At 45.6% G+C, this 17,558-nt stretch carries 10 protein-coding genes; 4 read left to right on the top strand and 6 right to left on the bottom strand.

Annotated features, from left to right (window positions below):
- Positions 1–90: 90 nt before the first annotated feature.
- The 4 genes from AACV78_RS08360 to AACV78_RS08345 form a co-directional block, all read right to left on the bottom strand.
- Positions 91–3,000: a valine--tRNA ligase gene (locus tag AACV78_RS08360; RefSeq protein WP_194074279.1), complete on the bottom strand. Its 2,910-nt coding sequence runs from the start codon at positions 2,998–3,000 to the stop codon at positions 91–93.
- 273 nt (positions 3,001–3,273) lie between these two features.
- Complete coding sequence (locus AACV78_RS08355) at positions 3,274–5,718, bottom strand: calcium-binding protein (protein ID WP_194012729.1); 2,445 nt, start codon at positions 5,716–5,718, stop codon at positions 3,274–3,276.
- 242 nt (positions 5,719–5,960) lie between these two features.
- Positions 5,961–7,613 (bottom strand): FAD-dependent oxidoreductase, encoded by a 1,653-nt coding sequence (locus AACV78_RS08350; RefSeq protein WP_194012730.1) that lies wholly within the window; start codon positions 7,611–7,613, stop codon positions 5,961–5,963.
- 1,232 nt (positions 7,614–8,845) lie between these two features.
- The gene (locus AACV78_RS08345; RefSeq protein ID WP_194012731.1) at positions 8,846–9,850 is read right to left on the bottom strand and encodes a phosphoribulokinase; all 1,005 of its coding nucleotides are present in this window, start codon (positions 9,848–9,850) and stop codon (positions 8,846–8,848) included.
- Positions 9,851–10,765: 915 nt separating this feature from the next.
- Between AACV78_RS08345 and petH the strand changes: the two genes are divergently transcribed.
- From petH to AACV78_RS08325, 4 genes are all read left to right on the top strand, one after another.
- A complete protein-coding gene (gene petH, locus AACV78_RS08340; protein ID WP_194012732.1) occupies positions 10,766–11,971 on the top strand; it encodes a bifunctional rod-capping linker CpcD/ferredoxin--NADP reductase PetH in 1,206 nt (401 codons plus the stop codon).
- Positions 11,972–12,417: 446 nt separating this feature from the next.
- Positions 12,418–13,152, top strand: a complete 735-nt coding sequence (locus tag AACV78_RS08335; protein ID WP_194012025.1) for a Uma2 family endonuclease — start codon at positions 12,418–12,420, stop codon at positions 13,150–13,152.
- A 136-nt stretch (positions 13,153–13,288) separates the two neighbouring features.
- Positions 13,289–14,602 carry a homoserine dehydrogenase gene (locus AACV78_RS08330; RefSeq protein ID WP_194012026.1) on the top strand — a complete coding sequence of 438 codons (1,314 nt, stop codon included), beginning with the start codon at positions 13,289–13,291 and terminating at the stop codon, positions 14,600–14,602.
- An 86-nt stretch (positions 14,603–14,688) separates the two neighbouring features.
- Complete coding sequence (locus AACV78_RS08325; RefSeq protein ID WP_228042116.1) at positions 14,689–15,525, top strand: alpha/beta hydrolase; 837 nt, start codon at positions 14,689–14,691, stop codon at positions 15,523–15,525.
- 17 nt (positions 15,526–15,542) lie between these two features.
- Here the strand turns inward: AACV78_RS08325 and AACV78_RS08320 are convergent, their stop codons facing one another.
- Positions 15,543–16,019, bottom strand: coding sequence for a hypothetical protein (locus AACV78_RS08320; RefSeq protein ID WP_194012027.1), 477 nt, complete (start codon positions 16,017–16,019; stop codon positions 15,543–15,545).
- 518 nt (positions 16,020–16,537) lie between these two features.
- Entirely contained in the window at positions 16,538–17,422 is an 885-nt protein-coding gene (locus tag AACV78_RS08315; RefSeq protein WP_194012028.1) for a PhzF family phenazine biosynthesis protein, read from the bottom strand.
- Positions 17,423–17,558 lie beyond the last annotated feature (136 nt).

Below are 17,558 nucleotides of genomic sequence, written 5' to 3'. Positions count from 1 at the left end.
ATAGAAGACTGATACTACCTTGACTGTAGAATTTAGATGCGCCTCAACTTAGCTGTCAACTTTCAACTGTCAACAATCAACCGTTAACTATTAAAACAACTTTAGCCGATCGCGCAAAATCTCAGCTTGTTTTTCGGCTTCAGCCAAACCATCCCGCGCCACCTGAACAACTTGTGGATCGGCTTTTTCCACAAACTTCTGATTAGTCAAACGCGCCGCAGTATGCTTAATTTCCCCTTCTATCTTAGCCAACTTCTTCTCCAACTTACCGCGCAAAGCCGCCATATCAACCACCCCAGCCAGAGGAATCAATACTTGTACAGTACCGACAACCCCAGCAATTGACCCCCCCTGCCCCCCCTTGCCAAGGGGGGGATTAAGCGGAGACTCTGCATCCAAACTAGCAGTAACAGTCAGATTTTCCACCTTAGCCAAATCTTTGATGTAAACGCTTCCATCCGAGAGAATCTGGCGTTCCTTCTCGCTTTCGCTTTGCAAAATCGCCGTCACCTTCAGACTGGGTTTGATATCAGTATCAGCCCGCAAATTCCGAATAGTGCGAATTGTTCCAAATAACAACTCAAACTGCTGTTCCAACTCTGGATTTATCCTGGAGATATCCGTTTCAGGATAAGCTTGCAAAGCCAAACATTCATCTTCACCAGTTTGAGTCAAAGTGTGCCAAATTTCCTCAGTAATGTGAGGCATAAAAGGATGCAGCAATTTCAAAATTCCTTCCAACACAAAAGCAAAAGTTTGCTGCGCCACCTTCTTAGAATTCGGTTCAGCATCCGGCTGCAAGCGAGACTTGACTAACTCAATATACCAGTCACAGAAATCGCCCCAAATAAACTCGTAAAGATTCTTAGCCGCTTCTCCCAAACCGTAACTTTCCAAACAATTGCGGCTTTCTTGCACAACTTGATAATAGCGAGAAAGAATCCAGCGATCGCACAATTCCAAACTACCGCCTTCTCTCCCATCTTGAGAAAGCGAGTCTTCATCACTCCCCCCCTTAGCAAGGGAAGAGTTCTCACTCCCCCCCTCAGCAAGGGAAGAGTTCTCACTCCCCCCCTCAGCAAGGGAAGAGTTCTCACTCCCCCCCTTAGCAAGGGGGGGCTGGGGGGGGTAAGGACTTCCCAACTGCTGCGGAGTCTGTCCCTCCAGATTCATCATCACAAACCGGGCCGCATTCCACAGCTTATTTGTGAAATTCCGGGAAGCCTCGACTGATTTCGATTCATCAGTTTTGCGATCGTACTCCATGCGAATATTCTGCCCGGCCCCAATCACTTCCTTAACCAAAGTGTAGCGCAAAGCATCAGTCCCGTACTTCGCAATCAACAACAGCGGGTCAATACCATTGTTTTTACTCTTAGCCATTTTGTGGCCGTTTTCATCCAACACCAAACCGTGAATATAAACAGTCTCAAACGGCATCTTTCCCGTAAAATGTCCGGCCATCATCGTCATTCTAGCCACCCAGAAAAAGATGATATCAAAACCAGTCACCAGAGTAGTTGTCGGATAGTAAAAATCCAAATCCTTAGTTTCGTTTGGCCATCCCAAAGTTGAAAAAGGCCACAATCCCGACGAAAACCAAGTATCCAATACATCTGGATCTCTGACCAACTCAACATCTTGCCCAAATTTAGCCGCAGCTTTTTCCCTAGCCTCAGCTTCAGTTTTCGCCACCACAAAAGGAGTCGTGTCAGTAATTTCGCCGTGAGTTTCGCTAACAGCATACCAAGCCGGAATCTGGTGTCCCCACCACAATTGGCGGGAAATACACCAATCTTTCAATTTCACCAACCAATCGCGATAAACCTTTGTCCATCTGTCAGGAACAAATACAGGCGAATTACTTTTGTCCAATGCTTCTAGCGCGCGTTGAGAAAGCGGATCTATCTTCACAAACCATTGGGTTGATATCAACGGTTCGACCGGAACTTTGCCGCGTTCGCTGTACGGAACTGTATGTTTGTAATCTTCTATTTTAACCAAAAATCCGTCAGTTTCTAACCGCTTCACCACATTTTTGCGGGCAATAAATCGGTCTTGTCCTTGGAACTCTCCGGCATTTTCATTTAAAGTGCCGTCCTTGTTCATGATGTTAATAAACGGCAAATTGTGGCGCTTACCCATCTCGAAGTCATTCGGATCGTGGGCGGGAGTCACCTTGACACAGCCAGTTCCAAAAGTTGGATCGACTAATTCATCGGCAAAAATCGGAATTTCGCGATCGAGAATCGGTAAAGTGACTGTTTTACCGATAAGATGCTTGTAGCGATCGTCCTCTGGATTCACAGCAACGCCAGTATCGCCCAACATCGTCTCCGGCCGAGTCGTCGCCACCTCCAAATAACCGGAACCGTCCGTCAAAGGATAGCGGAAATGCCACAAATGCCCTTCAACTTCCTGCTGGTCAACTTCCAAATCCGACACAGCAGACTGACTCGCCGGACACCAATTCACCAAGTAATTACCGCGATAAATCAGCCCCTCATCGTACAGACGGACAAAAGCTTCTAAAACCGCAGCAGATAAGCCTTCATCCATCGTAAAGCGTTCCCGCGACCAATCGACAGACACGCCCAAACTGCGGAGTTGATTAGTAATAGTATTGCCAGATTCAGCTTTCCATTCCCAAGCCCGTTCTAAGAATTTTTCTCGCCCTAAATCGTGGCGAGTTTTGCCTTCTGCTTTGAGTTGTTTTTCGAGAATAGTTTGAACTGCGATGCTAGCATGATCCGTTCCCGGCAACCACAGGGTATTGCGTCCAGTCATGCGGTGATAGCGGACGAGGACATCAATCAGCGTCTCTTCAAAAGCGTGTCCCATGTGGAGGCTGCCCGTGACGTTGGGCGGCGGAATGACGACGCAGTAAGGTTCGCCGCCGGCTTCTGGGTCAGCTTTGAAGGTTTGATTGTCTTCCCAGTATTTTTGCCACTTGGTTTCGGTGGCTTTGGGGTCGTATTGGGGTGGTAGGTTTGCGGTCATGGTGGCTTGAGGGTTTTATCTTATTTATGATTGTGCCACAGCGGGGGGAGGGTGAGGGGTGTTTGGGGGAAAGTGCAATTTCTACTTAGTTTACTTTCTTCCCAGTAGAACATTATTTACTTCTTCCTTCTTCCTTCGTGTCCTTTGCGTCTTCGCGGTTCAATAATCCTAATTTTTGGGGTCTGAAAGTAATTGAACAAGCAAAGAAAGAGCGATCGCCCTTTTGGGGATTAAGGGCGATCGCTCTAATTCTAAACTTGTCTGAAGACTAGATTAGAGGATGATGAAATTCGCAGCCGTGAGAGAGTCTTTATGGACGATTGAAATCGTGTTCCCAGAACTGATGGTAATTCGAGAAAACTGTCCAATAACATTGCCGCTCTGATCGGTGTAATCCCCACCGAAGAAGGTTCCTGGACGCGGAACTAAAACATCGGCTCCACTGTTAAAACCAAGACCAGCAGCTATCTGTATCTTGTCATCAGCCACCACAAAATCATTGATTTGATCTTGGCCATTTGCTGCTCCAAAGAAAAACGTATCCTGACCCCCGCCACCAGAGAGCGTGTCATTGCCAGCACCTCCCGTCAGAATATCATTGCCACCTGAACCGCTGATGATGTCATTACCACCTAAACCGTTGAGAGTATCTGCCAAATCTGTGCCAATGACTTTATCGTCTCCCTCAGTTGCAGCAGTTGGCGTTGAATCTTGAACGGTAAATCCGTCAAATTTGTAGCCAACATCTGCCAAAATTGCCAAGTCAACCTTTGTGGGGATAAATGCAAATGCAGAACCACCACTTCCCATAAGGGATGATACGCCTGATGGTGTTGTGATATTGCTTAGATGAATTATGTTATTTGCACTGCTTACAGGAATTGGATTGCCTCCATTAACAATCTTGGCGTTCACACCATTAAAAGAAGTGCCATTAACTCGCGCACTGTAAATAGGTGACTGAGTAAACCCTAGTACATGAGCTATTTCATGGCTGGCAGTGATAAAAAGGCTAGCATCACTACCATTTTCACTGGCAGTATCACTATAGTCGAAGGGCGTTTTGTCAACACTATATGCAACATCAGAACCAAAGGAAATGCTTCCTAGATAAGGTTCATAATTGACTCCATTTACCCGATCGGGCAAAACATAGGAAAAACTCGTTTCATCTTTGTAGCCAGCACCAGAACTGTTTGTTACCCCAACAGCGAAGCTCCTGATAGGGCGAGCGCCGACAAATATCACCACATCGTCGATTTCCTTATCTAAAACGACCTTATCCAATTTTGAAGTTTGAGGATTTGGTACCCAAAGCTCGGTACCAGTGGCAATATTAGGAAATTCATCTTGGATGACGGATTCCCAGTAGTCTGCTGCTGCTTCCAAAGTAGCTTTGCGGTTGGGGTCATTGAAGAACCCATTAGTATCAAACCGATAGTCGAATGTAATGTTGAAAGTGCTTACCTGGGAAGGAGCGCTAGCTCGACCTTGAGCTTTACCCAAAGTCTCGTAGTGTTCCAAAGCACTTTTCACCTGACCCGTCAAAACGGCTTTGGCGACATCATAATTATTAACCAGGTAGAATTTTTCATCAAACGCTGTCGGTTTTACAGGTGTCGGAGTCGTCACAGGCGTCGGAGTCGTCACAGGAGTCGGAGTCGTCACCACAGGCGTCGGCGTTGTCACAGGCGTCGGAGTCGGTGCAGGTGTCGGAGTCGTCACCACAGGCGTCGGAGTCGGTGCAGGAGTCGGAGTCGGAGTCGTCACCACAGGCGTCGGAGTCGTCACCGCAGGCGTGGGAGTCGTCACCGCAGGCGTGGGAGTCGTCACCGCAGGCGTCGGAGTCGTCACCGCAGGAGTCGGAGTCGGTGCAGGTGTCGGAGTCGTCACCGCAGGAGTCGGAGTCGGTGCAGGTGTCGGAGTCGGAGTCGGTGCAGGTGTCGGAGTCGTTACAGATTCAGGCGTCGGAGTCGGCGTGATGGAAGGTGTCGGCGTCGAAGCGATCGAAGGTGTCGGCGTCGGAGTCGGTGCTGTTGGTAAAGGCTCGGGCTGCACGGTATTAACTCCGCTAGAATCAGCAATAGCGATACTATTCGTACCCTCCAAAACCGCTAAATATTCGTTTGTTAGCTTATCCTGAATAATCGTGTAGCCAGAATAAACGCCTTTACCCGCATAAATTTTCAGGTCATCAAACGACAGGTCGCTGTTTAACTTAATTACATCTTCACCGTCTGTATAATCAGTAATGAAGTCCGCATCCAACAACTGAGGGCCGCCGGTAGTTTTACCGATAAAGAAAGTATCATTACCATTCCCGCCAGTTAAGGTATCCGAACCCTTGTCGCCAGCAAGAAAGTCATCTCCCAAGTTGCCCAACAAGCTGTCATTACCTTTGCCGCCGTAAACTGTATCGTTGCCTTTACCACCGTTTATGGTGTCCACGCCGTCGTTTCCGTACAGCAAGTCGTCGTCAGAATCGCCAAATAGTCGATCGTCACCTTTGCCGGCATAAACAGTCTCATTACCCTTACCGCCGTACAAAGTATCATTCCCTTCATTCCCGTGCAGAGTATCAGCCCCCTGCTTCCCATAAATTAAGTCATTTCCATCGCGCCCAAACACCAAGTCAGAGCCTTGTTCCCCAAATATCACATCTGCATTAGAAGTGCCATTGAGAGTATCGTCAGCCAACGTTCCGTTAATGGTTGCCATTTTTAAGTCTCACTATTACAGCAGTCGAACAGCTAGAACCTGTCTGCTTATTTGTCAGACTCAAGCTCTTGTTTTTATGCGGAACGACGATTTTTGTAATAAAACTTCATAAAACAGGCGGCGGATTGTTCTGATATCGTGTCCGGTCAATTGACGGATCTAAAATGAATTCGTAGTGTGGAATGCGAGTCCGCAATCCCGGAGCTGACTCGCATTCCACACTACAAACTGAAGGTGTTTTATTATTTGACTTCCTTGTAATCCACGCCATAACTCGTATCTCTCCCCGACAAATACGTAGTTTTCCCGGTTAAAGCTTCCAAAGTTTCTCTGGTTTTAGCCGAAGTGATCGTATTCAGCGGCACTCCTAACTTGCTAGCCAAACCAGCGGCTACGCCCACACCTTGTCCTTGATAAATATTCACTGTCGCAATTCGCCCGACTGATACCGCCATACCGAAATAGCCCGACGATCGCCCGACGATCGCCAAATTATTCACTTTACTCGCCAAAGCGCTCTCTATTCCGAAATTATACACGGGCAGGGACGGAATTCTAGAATCCAAATTCTTGACTCCGCCCCGCAAGTCGAAATCATAGGAAAAACTGCCGATCGACTTGGAGGGTTCGGTTCCTCCTTTGATAATTTCTTTCCCCGTCAGCGGCGCTACCACATCGCGCACATTCAAAGTTTGTCTGATATAAATCTCATCCGGGATAAATAGTCTCACATCTTTACCCGACTTTTTTTGCAGCCATTCTTGCAGGTGTGACATTTCTTTAACCATTTCAGGAGTCGGTTTTCTGCCGTTAGCTTCCATCTTCATCAATTCGTCAACTTTGTATTTAAACAGAAACCCGTTCCACGACATCGAATTATTTTTATAAACGCAAATATTTGCCTTGTCAAAGAAGAATCCTTTTTCTTGAGTGAAGGGGAGATTTCTATCTACGTGATAGGCGGCTCCGATGGCTACACTTCTGATATTATATCCGTCTGCATAGGCTTGATAAATCGTACTCTCAAAGTTCTTCATCCAGAATTGTGTACTTGCAGGGTCTTTATATTTACTAATGCTAGTTTTAATCTTTTCTACTAAAGGAGTGTTGTAGAGAATGTTATCTTCTATTTTGCGTAAATCGGCGATGGTTAGCCCGGTAATTGTCGGAACTACAGATATAGCTAAGGATTCATTTTTGGATTTAATATTTTGCGATTCATATCCTGTATAATAAGATAAACCTGCTTTTCTAGCAAGTTCGGCATCTTGAGTTACATCAATAAAAGAATTAGCTTTAATTTTGACTTTAGTGTTTTTGACTTCGGCATATTCAATTTTATTATTGACTACGTGAGGAGTAAGAGTTGAGTTGGAAATAACTTTGACTCCGGCTTCTGCAAGCATCTCTTTGAGTGCTTTGTCGGCCTGTTTTGGCTCTAAGCAAGATTCGGGAACATTGGCTTTGTCTAAGAATTCCCGGAAGCATTGGGCGTAGGGTTGGCGATACCAATCGGGGATTTTATCTAAATCGACGTAACCTAAACCGCCACGGGTGAGTACGCCGCCCAAGGGATCGGTTGCGTAGTTCGATCGCACCACAGCAACTTTGCCTTTTTCACCTAAAGTTTTCTTGGCCCATATCGCGGCACATATTCCCGGTACTTCATCGCCATACACTACGATATCAAAGTTGCGATCGACTGATGTTAGAGGCGCTGCTGGGGGCTTGTTTGTGGCTGTTTGTCGCAGGTTTGGGGGGTCTAATGTGGCGCTTGCTTCGTTTCGGTGGGCGATCGAGCTTTTTGCTTCTTTGAAATAGGGGGAGTCAACTAAAACTTTTACGGCTACAAAAAAGATGGCAATGGCAGCTAATTTCTTGAAAGTAGGAGGCATTTAGTTGACTCGTTGATGAATTTGCATTACCTGAAAGTGCTGTTCAGGGTTGACGGAGTTGAATATAGCACGTTTAGGTAATTTCGACACAAGTTTAACTTTTCCGGGAAGGGTGGTAAACGAATCTTCTCAACCCAAACCTGGTGATGCTGTCCTTGGCAGCCAAAATGCTACAATTACATCGATCGCAAATTGAAATATAAAAAACATGACTTTTGAGGCGGTTTTAAATCTTGTCAAGCAGTTGTCTCTAGCCGAAAAGTTAGGGTTGATTAAGTCGATAGTTCCTGAAATAAAACGATAATTAGTTGTTGGGCCGACTCCCCGCAAATCATTGTGGGGTTTATGTGCTGACTTGGGAATTGCACCCTCTGCGGCTGATATAGATGAAGTTCGCAGGGAAGAATGGGCGAATTTCCCAAGGGAGGATTTCTAATGCTGCGTGCTCTAGCTGATACTCATGCTGTTATTTGGTATATCTATATAGCTGTGACTTCTGACTCGCACCAACAAACAGCAGTCGATCGCGATTGTTGAAAGTTACCAGAAGCTGTGCTTGATGAAGTTGTTAGGTTTTGGGAATATTTACCGTAGAAATCGCAGCTAGTAAAGTTCATGCTACTCATTCAAATTATCAATATAAAATTACTCATCAATAATCTGCCAGTTACTTCATGCTTTTGGTTCTAGCAATACTTCTTCCACACCATACTATTCATCAGCTATGTTAGGTTCAGGCTCGCTTACTCCAAATTTTTATGACTTTCTTTGAAACCATAGGTTTTTGGCTCTCTTGCATAAATAGAGAAAGTTCTTTGGAATGAAACTAAATTTTAAAATATCAAACAACAGGCATCTGAAATTGTATGAGTATTTGCCAAAGGATGATGAGGATAAATCTCCAGATTAGAATGTATCTAAATTTTTAGGTCATTACCTACAAAATAGAATTCACTAATATTACTTGCAGTGAAGTGGATCTCATCGTAAAATATTTTAACTAATACCATTTTTGAACATTTTTCATAATCTTAGCACTTGTTTAATAGAAGAGTTGGTGATTTTTTGAGAATAAAAGTCACTCGGTGATTCAAATCAGGGCAACCACGGGGAGATGGCCCCCTACATCACAAACTTTCGTCCGTCGGCGCGGACTGAAGAATGAAGGTTGTTCGTTTATCCACAAAAAAAAGAGGCGCAATTGCACCTCTCAAACCTTTCATATCAGGGTTCTAAACACTAACAGCCACTTTCGATTCCTTCGCAGTCAACTTCTCGTAAGTCGCCCGCATCTTCAATCCGACTAACACTTGGAACAAACCAGTTCCATTGTTGGAACCGGGATATTCGCGGTGCTGAAGCAACAGGTGAGTTAACTCGCCTTCATACTTCGCAGAAGTCTTGCTCAAATGGCTTTCGATGTAAATAACTTCTTCCAGATTCTCGAACTGACCGTCTACTTCCAAAATCGAGACTTCGTGGTCGTAGAAAGCGTCTGGCCCGTAGTACATCTTAATTCCGGGATAGGAACAAGTCAGTTTGCGGCCGCAAGGAACCCAGTTAATTGTTGAACCTTCGTCAAACAAATACGCTGGCTCAAAATTGGCGATGCCTTCGCGCTGGATCATCTGCACGCGCAGAACTTTCCGCTCTTTGTCATCTTTAATCAAGTTGGTCGGCAATACTTGAATTACCACATCAGCGTATTGCTTTTGGGGGTCGATGTAAGCGGTGAAATCGGGTTTGCGAGCGTTGATTGCAAACAGCACGTCTTCGTAACGGTGGCCCCGTTCCGCCATGTCGCGCTGAATTTTCCAAGCAATTTTAACTTCGTCGCTGATGTCGAGGTAGACGCTGAAGTCGATGAGATTTCTGACTCGTTCGTCGTAAAGGGGGTGCAGTCCCTCAATCACAATGATGTGATTTGGCTCTACCCGCTCGGGAGGATCGAGCAGACCGGTTTCGTGGTTGTAAATCGGTTTGTCGATCGCCTTACCTTCTTTGAGCGCTTTCATTTGCTCGGCCATCAGGTCGAAATTGTTAGCTCTGGGGTCTAGGGCGGTAATCCCTGTTTCCTTGCGCTGCTTGCGATCGAGACAATGATAGTCATCGAGGCAGATTACAGTCACGAAATCTTCCCCGAACAAATCTGTCAATCGGCGCAAAAAAGTAGATTTTCCGCACCCGGAGTCTCCGGCTACGCCAATTAAAACCACGCGATCCGGCTTACTTGTCATAGTTTCCCTCTAAAAAAATCACTGTTTACTAACTCAAGTCTAGATTCCACAAAATTTCAGGCCGCAGGTAGCGTGCCGGCTTTGTGCGATTTTGTTGCTACCCCGATCGGATCGAGCACTCACCAGCATACAGGAGTCAGTTGACTGCCTGCGAGGGAAGACCCAAGCAATCTTCAAGGCAATTGACATACTCCCGATCCCTCAAGGCATCGGGATTGTGGATTCAAACAGCTTCTGGCAAGCACAGCTTGTCCGATCTTGCCTCGCCTCTAGGTTGATGCCTCAACCTATTTGAGATTTTTTGGACTATGGAGTTGAGACGGGATTTTTACATCTGGCGAATCAACAATATATAGTTCCATCACGATTCCCGTCCGATCGGGCTTGCCCGCTCGCCTGCCTTATAGGACGGGATCGTACCCCAATTTTTTGGCTATTAATGCTAACTTTAGTGATTAATCTTACCAGAATGCGTCCGCCCACTACAAGCTCAACGTCATTTAATCAAATTGTGCTTTAATTTGTACTTCATTATTATAAGTTGTATATTTCCATGCCGTATTCCCTTTGATAAGTTAAATCCTCTCCCGATATCGGACTCTGCCTCTGCCGAATCTCCAAATCAGAAGGAGCGATCGGGGCCGATCCCGCGATCGGGTAAAATATTGGCAGTACGCAGACAACAATAGCTATAGGTCAACACCTGAACGCAGCCGGACTCTATAGCCGGCGTGATGTTCGGCTGATGGGGAACTGGAGGCGCGATCGACCAAAAAGGGACACGCCCGCCCGCAACGGCGAAGCCCAAAGATTGGCGCGGCCAATTAGTTCAGATGGCCTTAAGAAAAAAGTAAATTGAGTCTAACGTCACATTCTCTTTCTTTATAACTCTGTATCGTGAAGGACAAGCAACAAATGTACAGCCCAAGCATATCTGGTGTAGCGGCCAACTCAGAATCAGGCAGCCGCATCTTTGTATACGAAGTGGAGGGTATGCGTCAGAGCAAAGCAACTGACCAAACAAATCACCCGATTCGCCGTAGCGGTAGCGTGTTTATCTCCGTTCCCTACGATCGCATGAATCAGGAAATGCGGAGAATTGCTCGCATGGGTGGCAAAATCGTCAGCATCCGCCCATCAAACGGCGCTCCCGAAACTCATAGCAAAGTTGCACCAGAAGCAGGGCTACAGAGTCAGAAATCTGGAGAAAAAGCTAAGCCCATGACTCAAGCCAAGGAAAAAGTTCAGGTTCCTGTTAACCTCTACAAGCCGGCCAATCCCTATATTGGTAAGTGCATTTCTACAGAAGAATTGGTCAGAGAAGGCGGCGAAGGCACAGTCCGCCACGTCACCTTCGACATTTCTGGTGGCAAATTGCACTATCTCGAAGGTCAAAGTATCGGGATTATTCCCGATGGGACAGATAAAAACGGCAAACCTCACAAAATTCGGCTTTACTCGATCGCCTCTACCCGTCACGGCGACAACCTCGACGACAAAACAGTCTCCTTGTGCGTCCGTCGGCTAGAGTACAAACACCCAGAAACAGGCGAACAAGTGTTGGGCGTTTGTTCGACTTTTCTCACCGGTTTGGAAGCAGGGGATGATGTCAAAATCACCGGCCCAGTAGGCAAGGAAATGCTCTTGCCCGAAGACGAAGATGCCACCGTGATTATGATGGCTACTGGTACGGGTATTGCTCCTTTCCGCGCTTATTTGTGGCGGATGTTTAAAGAAAACAATCCCGATTACAAATTCAAAGGTTTAGCTTGGCTGTTCTTTGGAGTTGCTTACACTCCCAACATTCTTTATAAGGAAGAGTTGGAAGAATTGCAGCGCGAGTTCCCCGATAATTTCCGCTTGACTTATGCCATCAGCCGCGAGCAAAAAACTGCTGACGGCGGCAAGATGTACATTCAAAGCCGGATTAAAGAGAACGCAGACGAATTGTGGGAATTGGTTCAAAAGCCGAAAACTCACACTTACATCTGTGGTTTGAAGGGCATGGAAGGCGGAATTGACGAGGGAATGTCTGCTGCATCGAGCAAGCACGGCGTCGATTGGACAGCCTATCAGAAACAGTTGAAAAAACAGCATCGCTGGCACGTTGAAACATATTAATGTGTTGCCGGATTTAATCTGATTTGTAGGGCGGGCCTTGGCTCGCCCTACACTTTTTTTAACATTTTCACAGATGGCAAAAAACCGAATTTTTTGACGCATAAGGCTAGCCAGAAACCGGGTTTTTTACGACAATATTTTGCACTAACCCGCAGACTCGGTAAAAAACCCGGTTTCTTTGACTCCAATGCGTAATACCAATGAAATAAAGTAGCGCTAGATATTACCCCCCCAACCCCCCCCGATGCTTTGGGGGGCTAAGACTTCATCTACAGCGCATAGGTCAGAAAAATGGTATAAGTCATCAGGAAAAAAAACTGGCATTGCAGCAGTAGATTCGGCAAAAAACCAGTTTCTTTAATCTGCGTCCTGGACTGTAGGAGCTTGTTCACCCAATACAAGTGTAAAATAGACAGTAAGCTCACCGAAAAAGGGAGATAACTGACATGGTTATAACTTCTACACAAAAACTGACCTTTGAAGAATATCTGAACTATCAGGGAGAATCAGGTGTTTGTTATGAATTATATCGGGGAAATTTGATCGAAATTCCAACACCTACAGGAATTCACATTAAAATTTGTCAATTTTTTGTTTACCAGTTCCGGTGCTTCTTTGCAGCACACAACCTACCGCTAGTTGCAATTGTGACTACTGCAGTCCGAACTGAAGAAGACTCTTCCCGCATTCCTGATGTTGTGATTTGCACTCGGAGTTTGTGGGAACAAGTCTGCGCGCAACCTGGTTCTGCGGTACTGGACTTTGCAGAAAAACCGCTGTTAGTTATCGAAGTTACGAGTCAAAATTGGCGGGACGACTACATCCGCAAGCGGGCAGAATACGATCTAATTGACATCCCCGAATATTGGATTGTAGACCCAAATCGACCGAAAATACGAGTGTGCAGCCGCCCCGAAAATGAAAGCAGTTATTCTCACCAGGAATTTTTGCCGGGACAGCTTGTTCAGTCCGTACAGTTCGCTGAATTTATTTTATCGGTGGATGAAGTGCTGTGTCCGCCGCTAGTAGAAGATTTAATTCGAGAAGAGCAAGCACAGCGACAGCAGCTAGAACAGCACAATCAACAGCTAGAACAGCAAGTTAATTTAGAAAGGCAGCGTGCCCAAAGATTGGCGCAGAGGCTGCGAGAAATGGGAGCAGATATGGATGCAGAGCTTTAAATTGCTGTGTAAATTCTGGATTCATTAGTCATGCAGAGCCCCAGCTTCTTTAATAAGTCGGGGATCTCGCTATTCTGTGAATGCGCCGTTGTCATACAATGATTGTAGATTAAGTGAGTTTCAACGGGTCAAAGTCGTGGCTTTCAAAATTGGTTTGCTAGGTTTGGGTACGGTTGGCGCGGGAACTGCAGAGATTTTGCTCTCCCGAGACAGCCATCCGCTGTTGCAGGAATTGGAAATATATCGGGTGGGAGTGCGCGATATTTCTCGAACTCGGTCTTTACAATTGCCAGAAAATGTGCTGACAACTGACCTAGAGGATCTCGCCACTGACCCGGAAGTTGATATTGTAGTAGAACTGATTGGCGGATTGGAACCGGCGCGATCGCTCATTCTGAAAGCTATTGCTAGCGGCAAACACGTCGTCACCGCCAACAAAGCAGTTATCGCCCGCTACGGTAGTGAAATCTTCGACGCGGCTAACGAAAAAGGCGTTTACGTGATGTTAGAAGCTGCTGTGGGCGGCGGCATTCCAGTCATTCAAACCCTCAAACAATCTTTAGGTGCAAACCGCATCAAAACTGTCACGGGCATCGTTAACGGCACAACTAACTACATCCTGACGCGGATGCAGAGTGAAGGTGCAGACTTTGCCGAAGTGCTCGCGGACGCTCAGCAATTAGGTTATGCTGAAGCTGACCCTACAGCGGATGTGGATGGATTGGATGCGGCTGATAAAATTGCTATTTTAGCCTCGCTAGCTTTTGGCGGGCGCATCAAATTAGCAGATGTTCACTGCGAAGGTATCAGACAAGTTAGTGCGGCTGATATTGACTATGCTGACAAGCTGGGATTTACGATCAAGTTGTTGGCTATTGCTGAGGAAAAAAGCCAAAATAGAGAGCAAAATGGGGATGAAGAAGGCGAACTGCTTTCTATTCGGGTGCATCCTACTTTGGTGTCGAAGACTCATCCGCTGGCGAGTGTCAACGGTGTTTACAATGCAATTTTAATCGAGGGAGAGCCGATCGGGCAATTGATGCTGTACGGGCGCGGTGCGGGGGCGGGCCCCACAGCTAGCGCGGTGGTATCGGATATTTTGAATGTGGCGGCAATCCTGAAAACCGAAACTGTTCCGATTCCCCATCCTTTGCTGAGTTGCACTCATCAACATTACTGCAAAATTGCTCCAATGCAGGAACTTGTGACTCGGTTTTACGCCCGTTTTTTGACTCGCGACTCTCCGGGGGTAATTGGGAAACTCGGTACTTGTTTTGGCGATCGCAAAGTTAGCTTAGAATCCATCGTGCAAACTGGGATTCACGGCAATTTAGCAGAAATTGTGGTGGTGACTCACGATGTGAAGGAAGGTAATTTTCAGCAAGCGCTTGCTGAAATTCGCGCGATGGAAGCAGTCGATAGTATTGCGAGTACCTTGCGAGTTTTGTAAGAATTCCACAAGGTTAGTAGTCAGGACTAAATTCCTGACTACTAACCTTTTTTAGATTGTTTTTAGTTTAGTATGGATCAATACAATTGGATTTTGTCGATCGCCCTACAGGAAGGCACTTGCTAGATTCTATCTACGAAAAGTTTGCCAAACCCCAACTACACGATACTTTCAAACCCACCAATCCGTCAATTTATATTCGGCACGAGCTAGGGCAAGTTGTTGATGGAAATTATATCATAGAAAAAGTCTTTGAAGACTCTGGTACTGGTTTTTATGCAGAAAGTCGCCTTCCCATTTCTGGGAACAATCCGCCCGTGCTCGTGATTCGCGGCTACGGTTCTTGGTATCCTTTCGAGCGCGTTTTAGAAGATACGCCCGATGTATTTATGGCCAAAGTAGAACGCCAGTTAAAAGCGGCGGAAACTGTAGGCGCTGTTGATTGGATAAAACAGCAATTTCACAGCGGAAATCCGCCGGATGTCATCGGAGAAAGTTTGGGCGGCAAAGTTGCTCAGCAAATTGCAGCAAAATACCCGAATTATCTGCGATGTACTGTAAGTTTTAATTCTGTGGGCGTTTCGGAAAAGTTAGCTCAAACTTCCACCGCTAACAATGTTTTTCACTACTTTACTTTAGGCGAAAGGTATGCTTTCTGGGCAAATGAAGGCGATTACATACCGGGAACAATTTTTGTAATTTCCCAGAAAGGGGAAAACTGTTGTTATAAACTAGAAGAGGCGATCGTCCGAACGGCTCATTTTGAACGCAAGTTTTGCAAAAGACGAGTCCTGATGGTAATATTGGCTCAGTGGCTGTTGTTAAATCGGCATAATGCGATCGTCCTCAACAAGAAAAAGCCGGTAGTCGTTCAGATCGATCGCGCTCAATTACAAACTTTCCGAAAAAGTCGCTTTATTTAAACTCAGACCCAATTGCTTCAGGTAGCAGAGGGCTGATTTTCCCGCGCTGCGACTGCGAGTACCAGACAAAGTGCCGCTATCGCTTTTTCCCACTCTTCCTTAACGGCGATGGGTTCAACCTCATCAAAAGCGCTAACTAAGCGAGGGATCGATCTTTCTAATGCTTTGCTGGGAATCGATTTGTGCAATTCAACTAAACGAGTTAAACTTTCTTGATTTCTCAGAAAACCCACTACCCATTTGGTAGTATGATCTGGACTGTCCGGGACATTTTTAATTCCTAGTTCTGTTTGCAACCAGTCGTAAAAAGGCGGCAGCTTTTTGGCTAAAACAGCTCCAGCAGTGGGTAAAGTTTCTTTTAGCAAAGCAGTATCGAGACTCCCCAAAACTTGATTTAACTCTGGTGATTCCAGCAAGGTAGTTAAGGGAAGCGAAAGCATGGCTTCAGAATCATCGGGGGATACATTTAAAATCCGCGAAAATGTTTGCAGCATGGGAAAGTATTTGGTATGGATGACTTTTTCACTATAACAATAACACGCGGCACTGAATGTGAGCTACCTCATATTCAGAAATTTTGATGGAAAATAATTAAATTGATCTCATTTTTTGAGGCTAGCAATTCATTGACGGGCATACTAAAATTAAGCCAAACTATTTGAGTGCTGACAAGTTCACCCCTGGTAAATAAAAGTCTCTGCTGTTGAGTAATACCAATTTAAAAAAATCTTGCTCAAATATAACTTTTGGGCAGAGTGAAACAGAGAGTTGTTTGCTCAAATATTGTCGAGGAGGTGCGTCGCTTGGAGATTTTCGATTTTTTTGGGGGACGATCTATGGCGACTCGCCCTACAAACATTGTTGTAGAAATTTTAAAAATTGGTATATAGCGGTTCGATCGCGTGGTGAGGATAGCCCTATGCCCTATGCCCCATGCACGTCGGGTACGTCATATTTCTGAGAAAGGCTATATCTGCGTTCACCTGCAGTTAAGGATTTCGCATTAATCAATCTAAATAAATTCTCCTTTCGCCACCATCACCACCTTACCACCAACCAAAACCTCTATTTCTTCCTGATTTTTTTGAGCTTTCAATAGCAGCAGCGAAGGTCTGCCAATCTCATAACCTTGTTCGACTCTCACATCAATTTTGGCTTCCCCACAATAACCATATTCTACCAAATATCCAGCCAAACAGCCGTTAGCACTCCCCGTCGCCGGGTCTTCGGGAATTCCTAGGGAAGGGGCGAAAACTCGGACGCTTAAATCATTAATGTCGCTGTAGGTTTCCGGGCAGAAAATTAAAATTTCTTTGGCTTCTGTGGTATTAATCAGTTCAAAATATTGGTCTAAGTTAACTTGAGCTTGTTTGAGCGCTGCGAGGTTTTTTAACGGTACAATGATAAACGGCACTCCGGTGGAAACTTCTTGAATGGGGAATTTTGCATCAATTTCATCTACTTCTAAATTCAGGATGCTGGCGAGAGTTTCGGCTGATAAAACTTGACCGAATGTTGGCGGGTTTTGTCGCATCCATAAAATATCTGCTGATTCGTTGCGATAATTAAAGGTGACAGGAATTTGACCGACGGCTAGATTGAGAATTACTCGATCGACCTTTTCGCCAATTATCTCTTGCTGCAACACAAACGCAGTGCCCAACGTCGGATGACCGGCAAAGGGCAATTCCTTCTTGGGCGTGAATATCCGCACGTCGTAGCCGTTATTTCGCCGATCGGGCGATCGAATAAACGTAGTTTCGGAATAATTAATTTCCCTCGCTATCAGCAGCATTTCCGCCTCTGAGAGCTCGGCAACTCCAGCGCCGCAAAATACAGCTAGCTGATTGCCAGCATATTTTGACTCAGCAAATACATCAACTATATAAAAATTCATATTTCCCTCTTGCAACAGTAGTTTTTAGTCAGGAGTTTTCAGAAACCGGGTTTTTTACGACAATACTTAGTTTTTACCCTCAAATTATCTAAAAAACCCGGTTTCTTTGGTTGTACGCGCTCACAAAGCCTTCCTT

Source organism: Tychonema sp. LEGE 07196 (genome assembly GCF_963890365.1).
GTDB lineage: Bacteria > Cyanobacteriota > Cyanobacteriia > Cyanobacteriales > Microcoleaceae > Microcoleus.
The sequence above is the reverse complement of the archived record's forward strand: the minus strand, read 5'-3'. Positions and strand labels throughout refer to the sequence as shown.

Bases quoted from the DNA above. Each gene is read 5' to 3' on its own strand.
- AACV78_RS08360 (WP_194074279.1), bottom strand. From the start codon at position 3,000: ATGACCGCAAACCTACCACCCCAATACGACCCCAAAGCCACCGAAACC.
- AACV78_RS08355 (WP_194012729.1), bottom strand. From the start codon at position 5,718: ATGGCAACCATTAACGGAACGTTGGCTGACGATACTCTCAATGGCACT.
- AACV78_RS08350 (WP_194012730.1), bottom strand. From the start codon at position 7,613: ATGCCTCCTACTTTCAAGAAATTAGCTGCCATTGCCATCTTTTTTGTA.
- AACV78_RS08345 (WP_194012731.1), bottom strand. From the start codon at position 9,850: ATGACAAGTAAGCCGGATCGCGTGGTTTTAATTGGCGTAGCCGGAGAC.
- petH (WP_194012732.1), top strand. From the start codon at position 10,766: ATGTACAGCCCAAGCATATCTGGTGTAGCGGCCAACTCAGAATCAGGC.
- AACV78_RS08335 (WP_194012025.1), top strand. From the start codon at position 12,418: ATGGTTATAACTTCTACACAAAAACTGACCTTTGAAGAATATCTGAAC.
- AACV78_RS08320 (WP_194012027.1), bottom strand. From the start codon at position 16,019: ATGCTGCAAACATTTTCGCGGATTTTAAATGTATCCCCCGATGATTCT.
- AACV78_RS08315 (WP_194012028.1), bottom strand. From the start codon at position 17,422: ATGAATTTTTATATAGTTGATGTATTTGCTGAGTCAAAATATGCTGGC.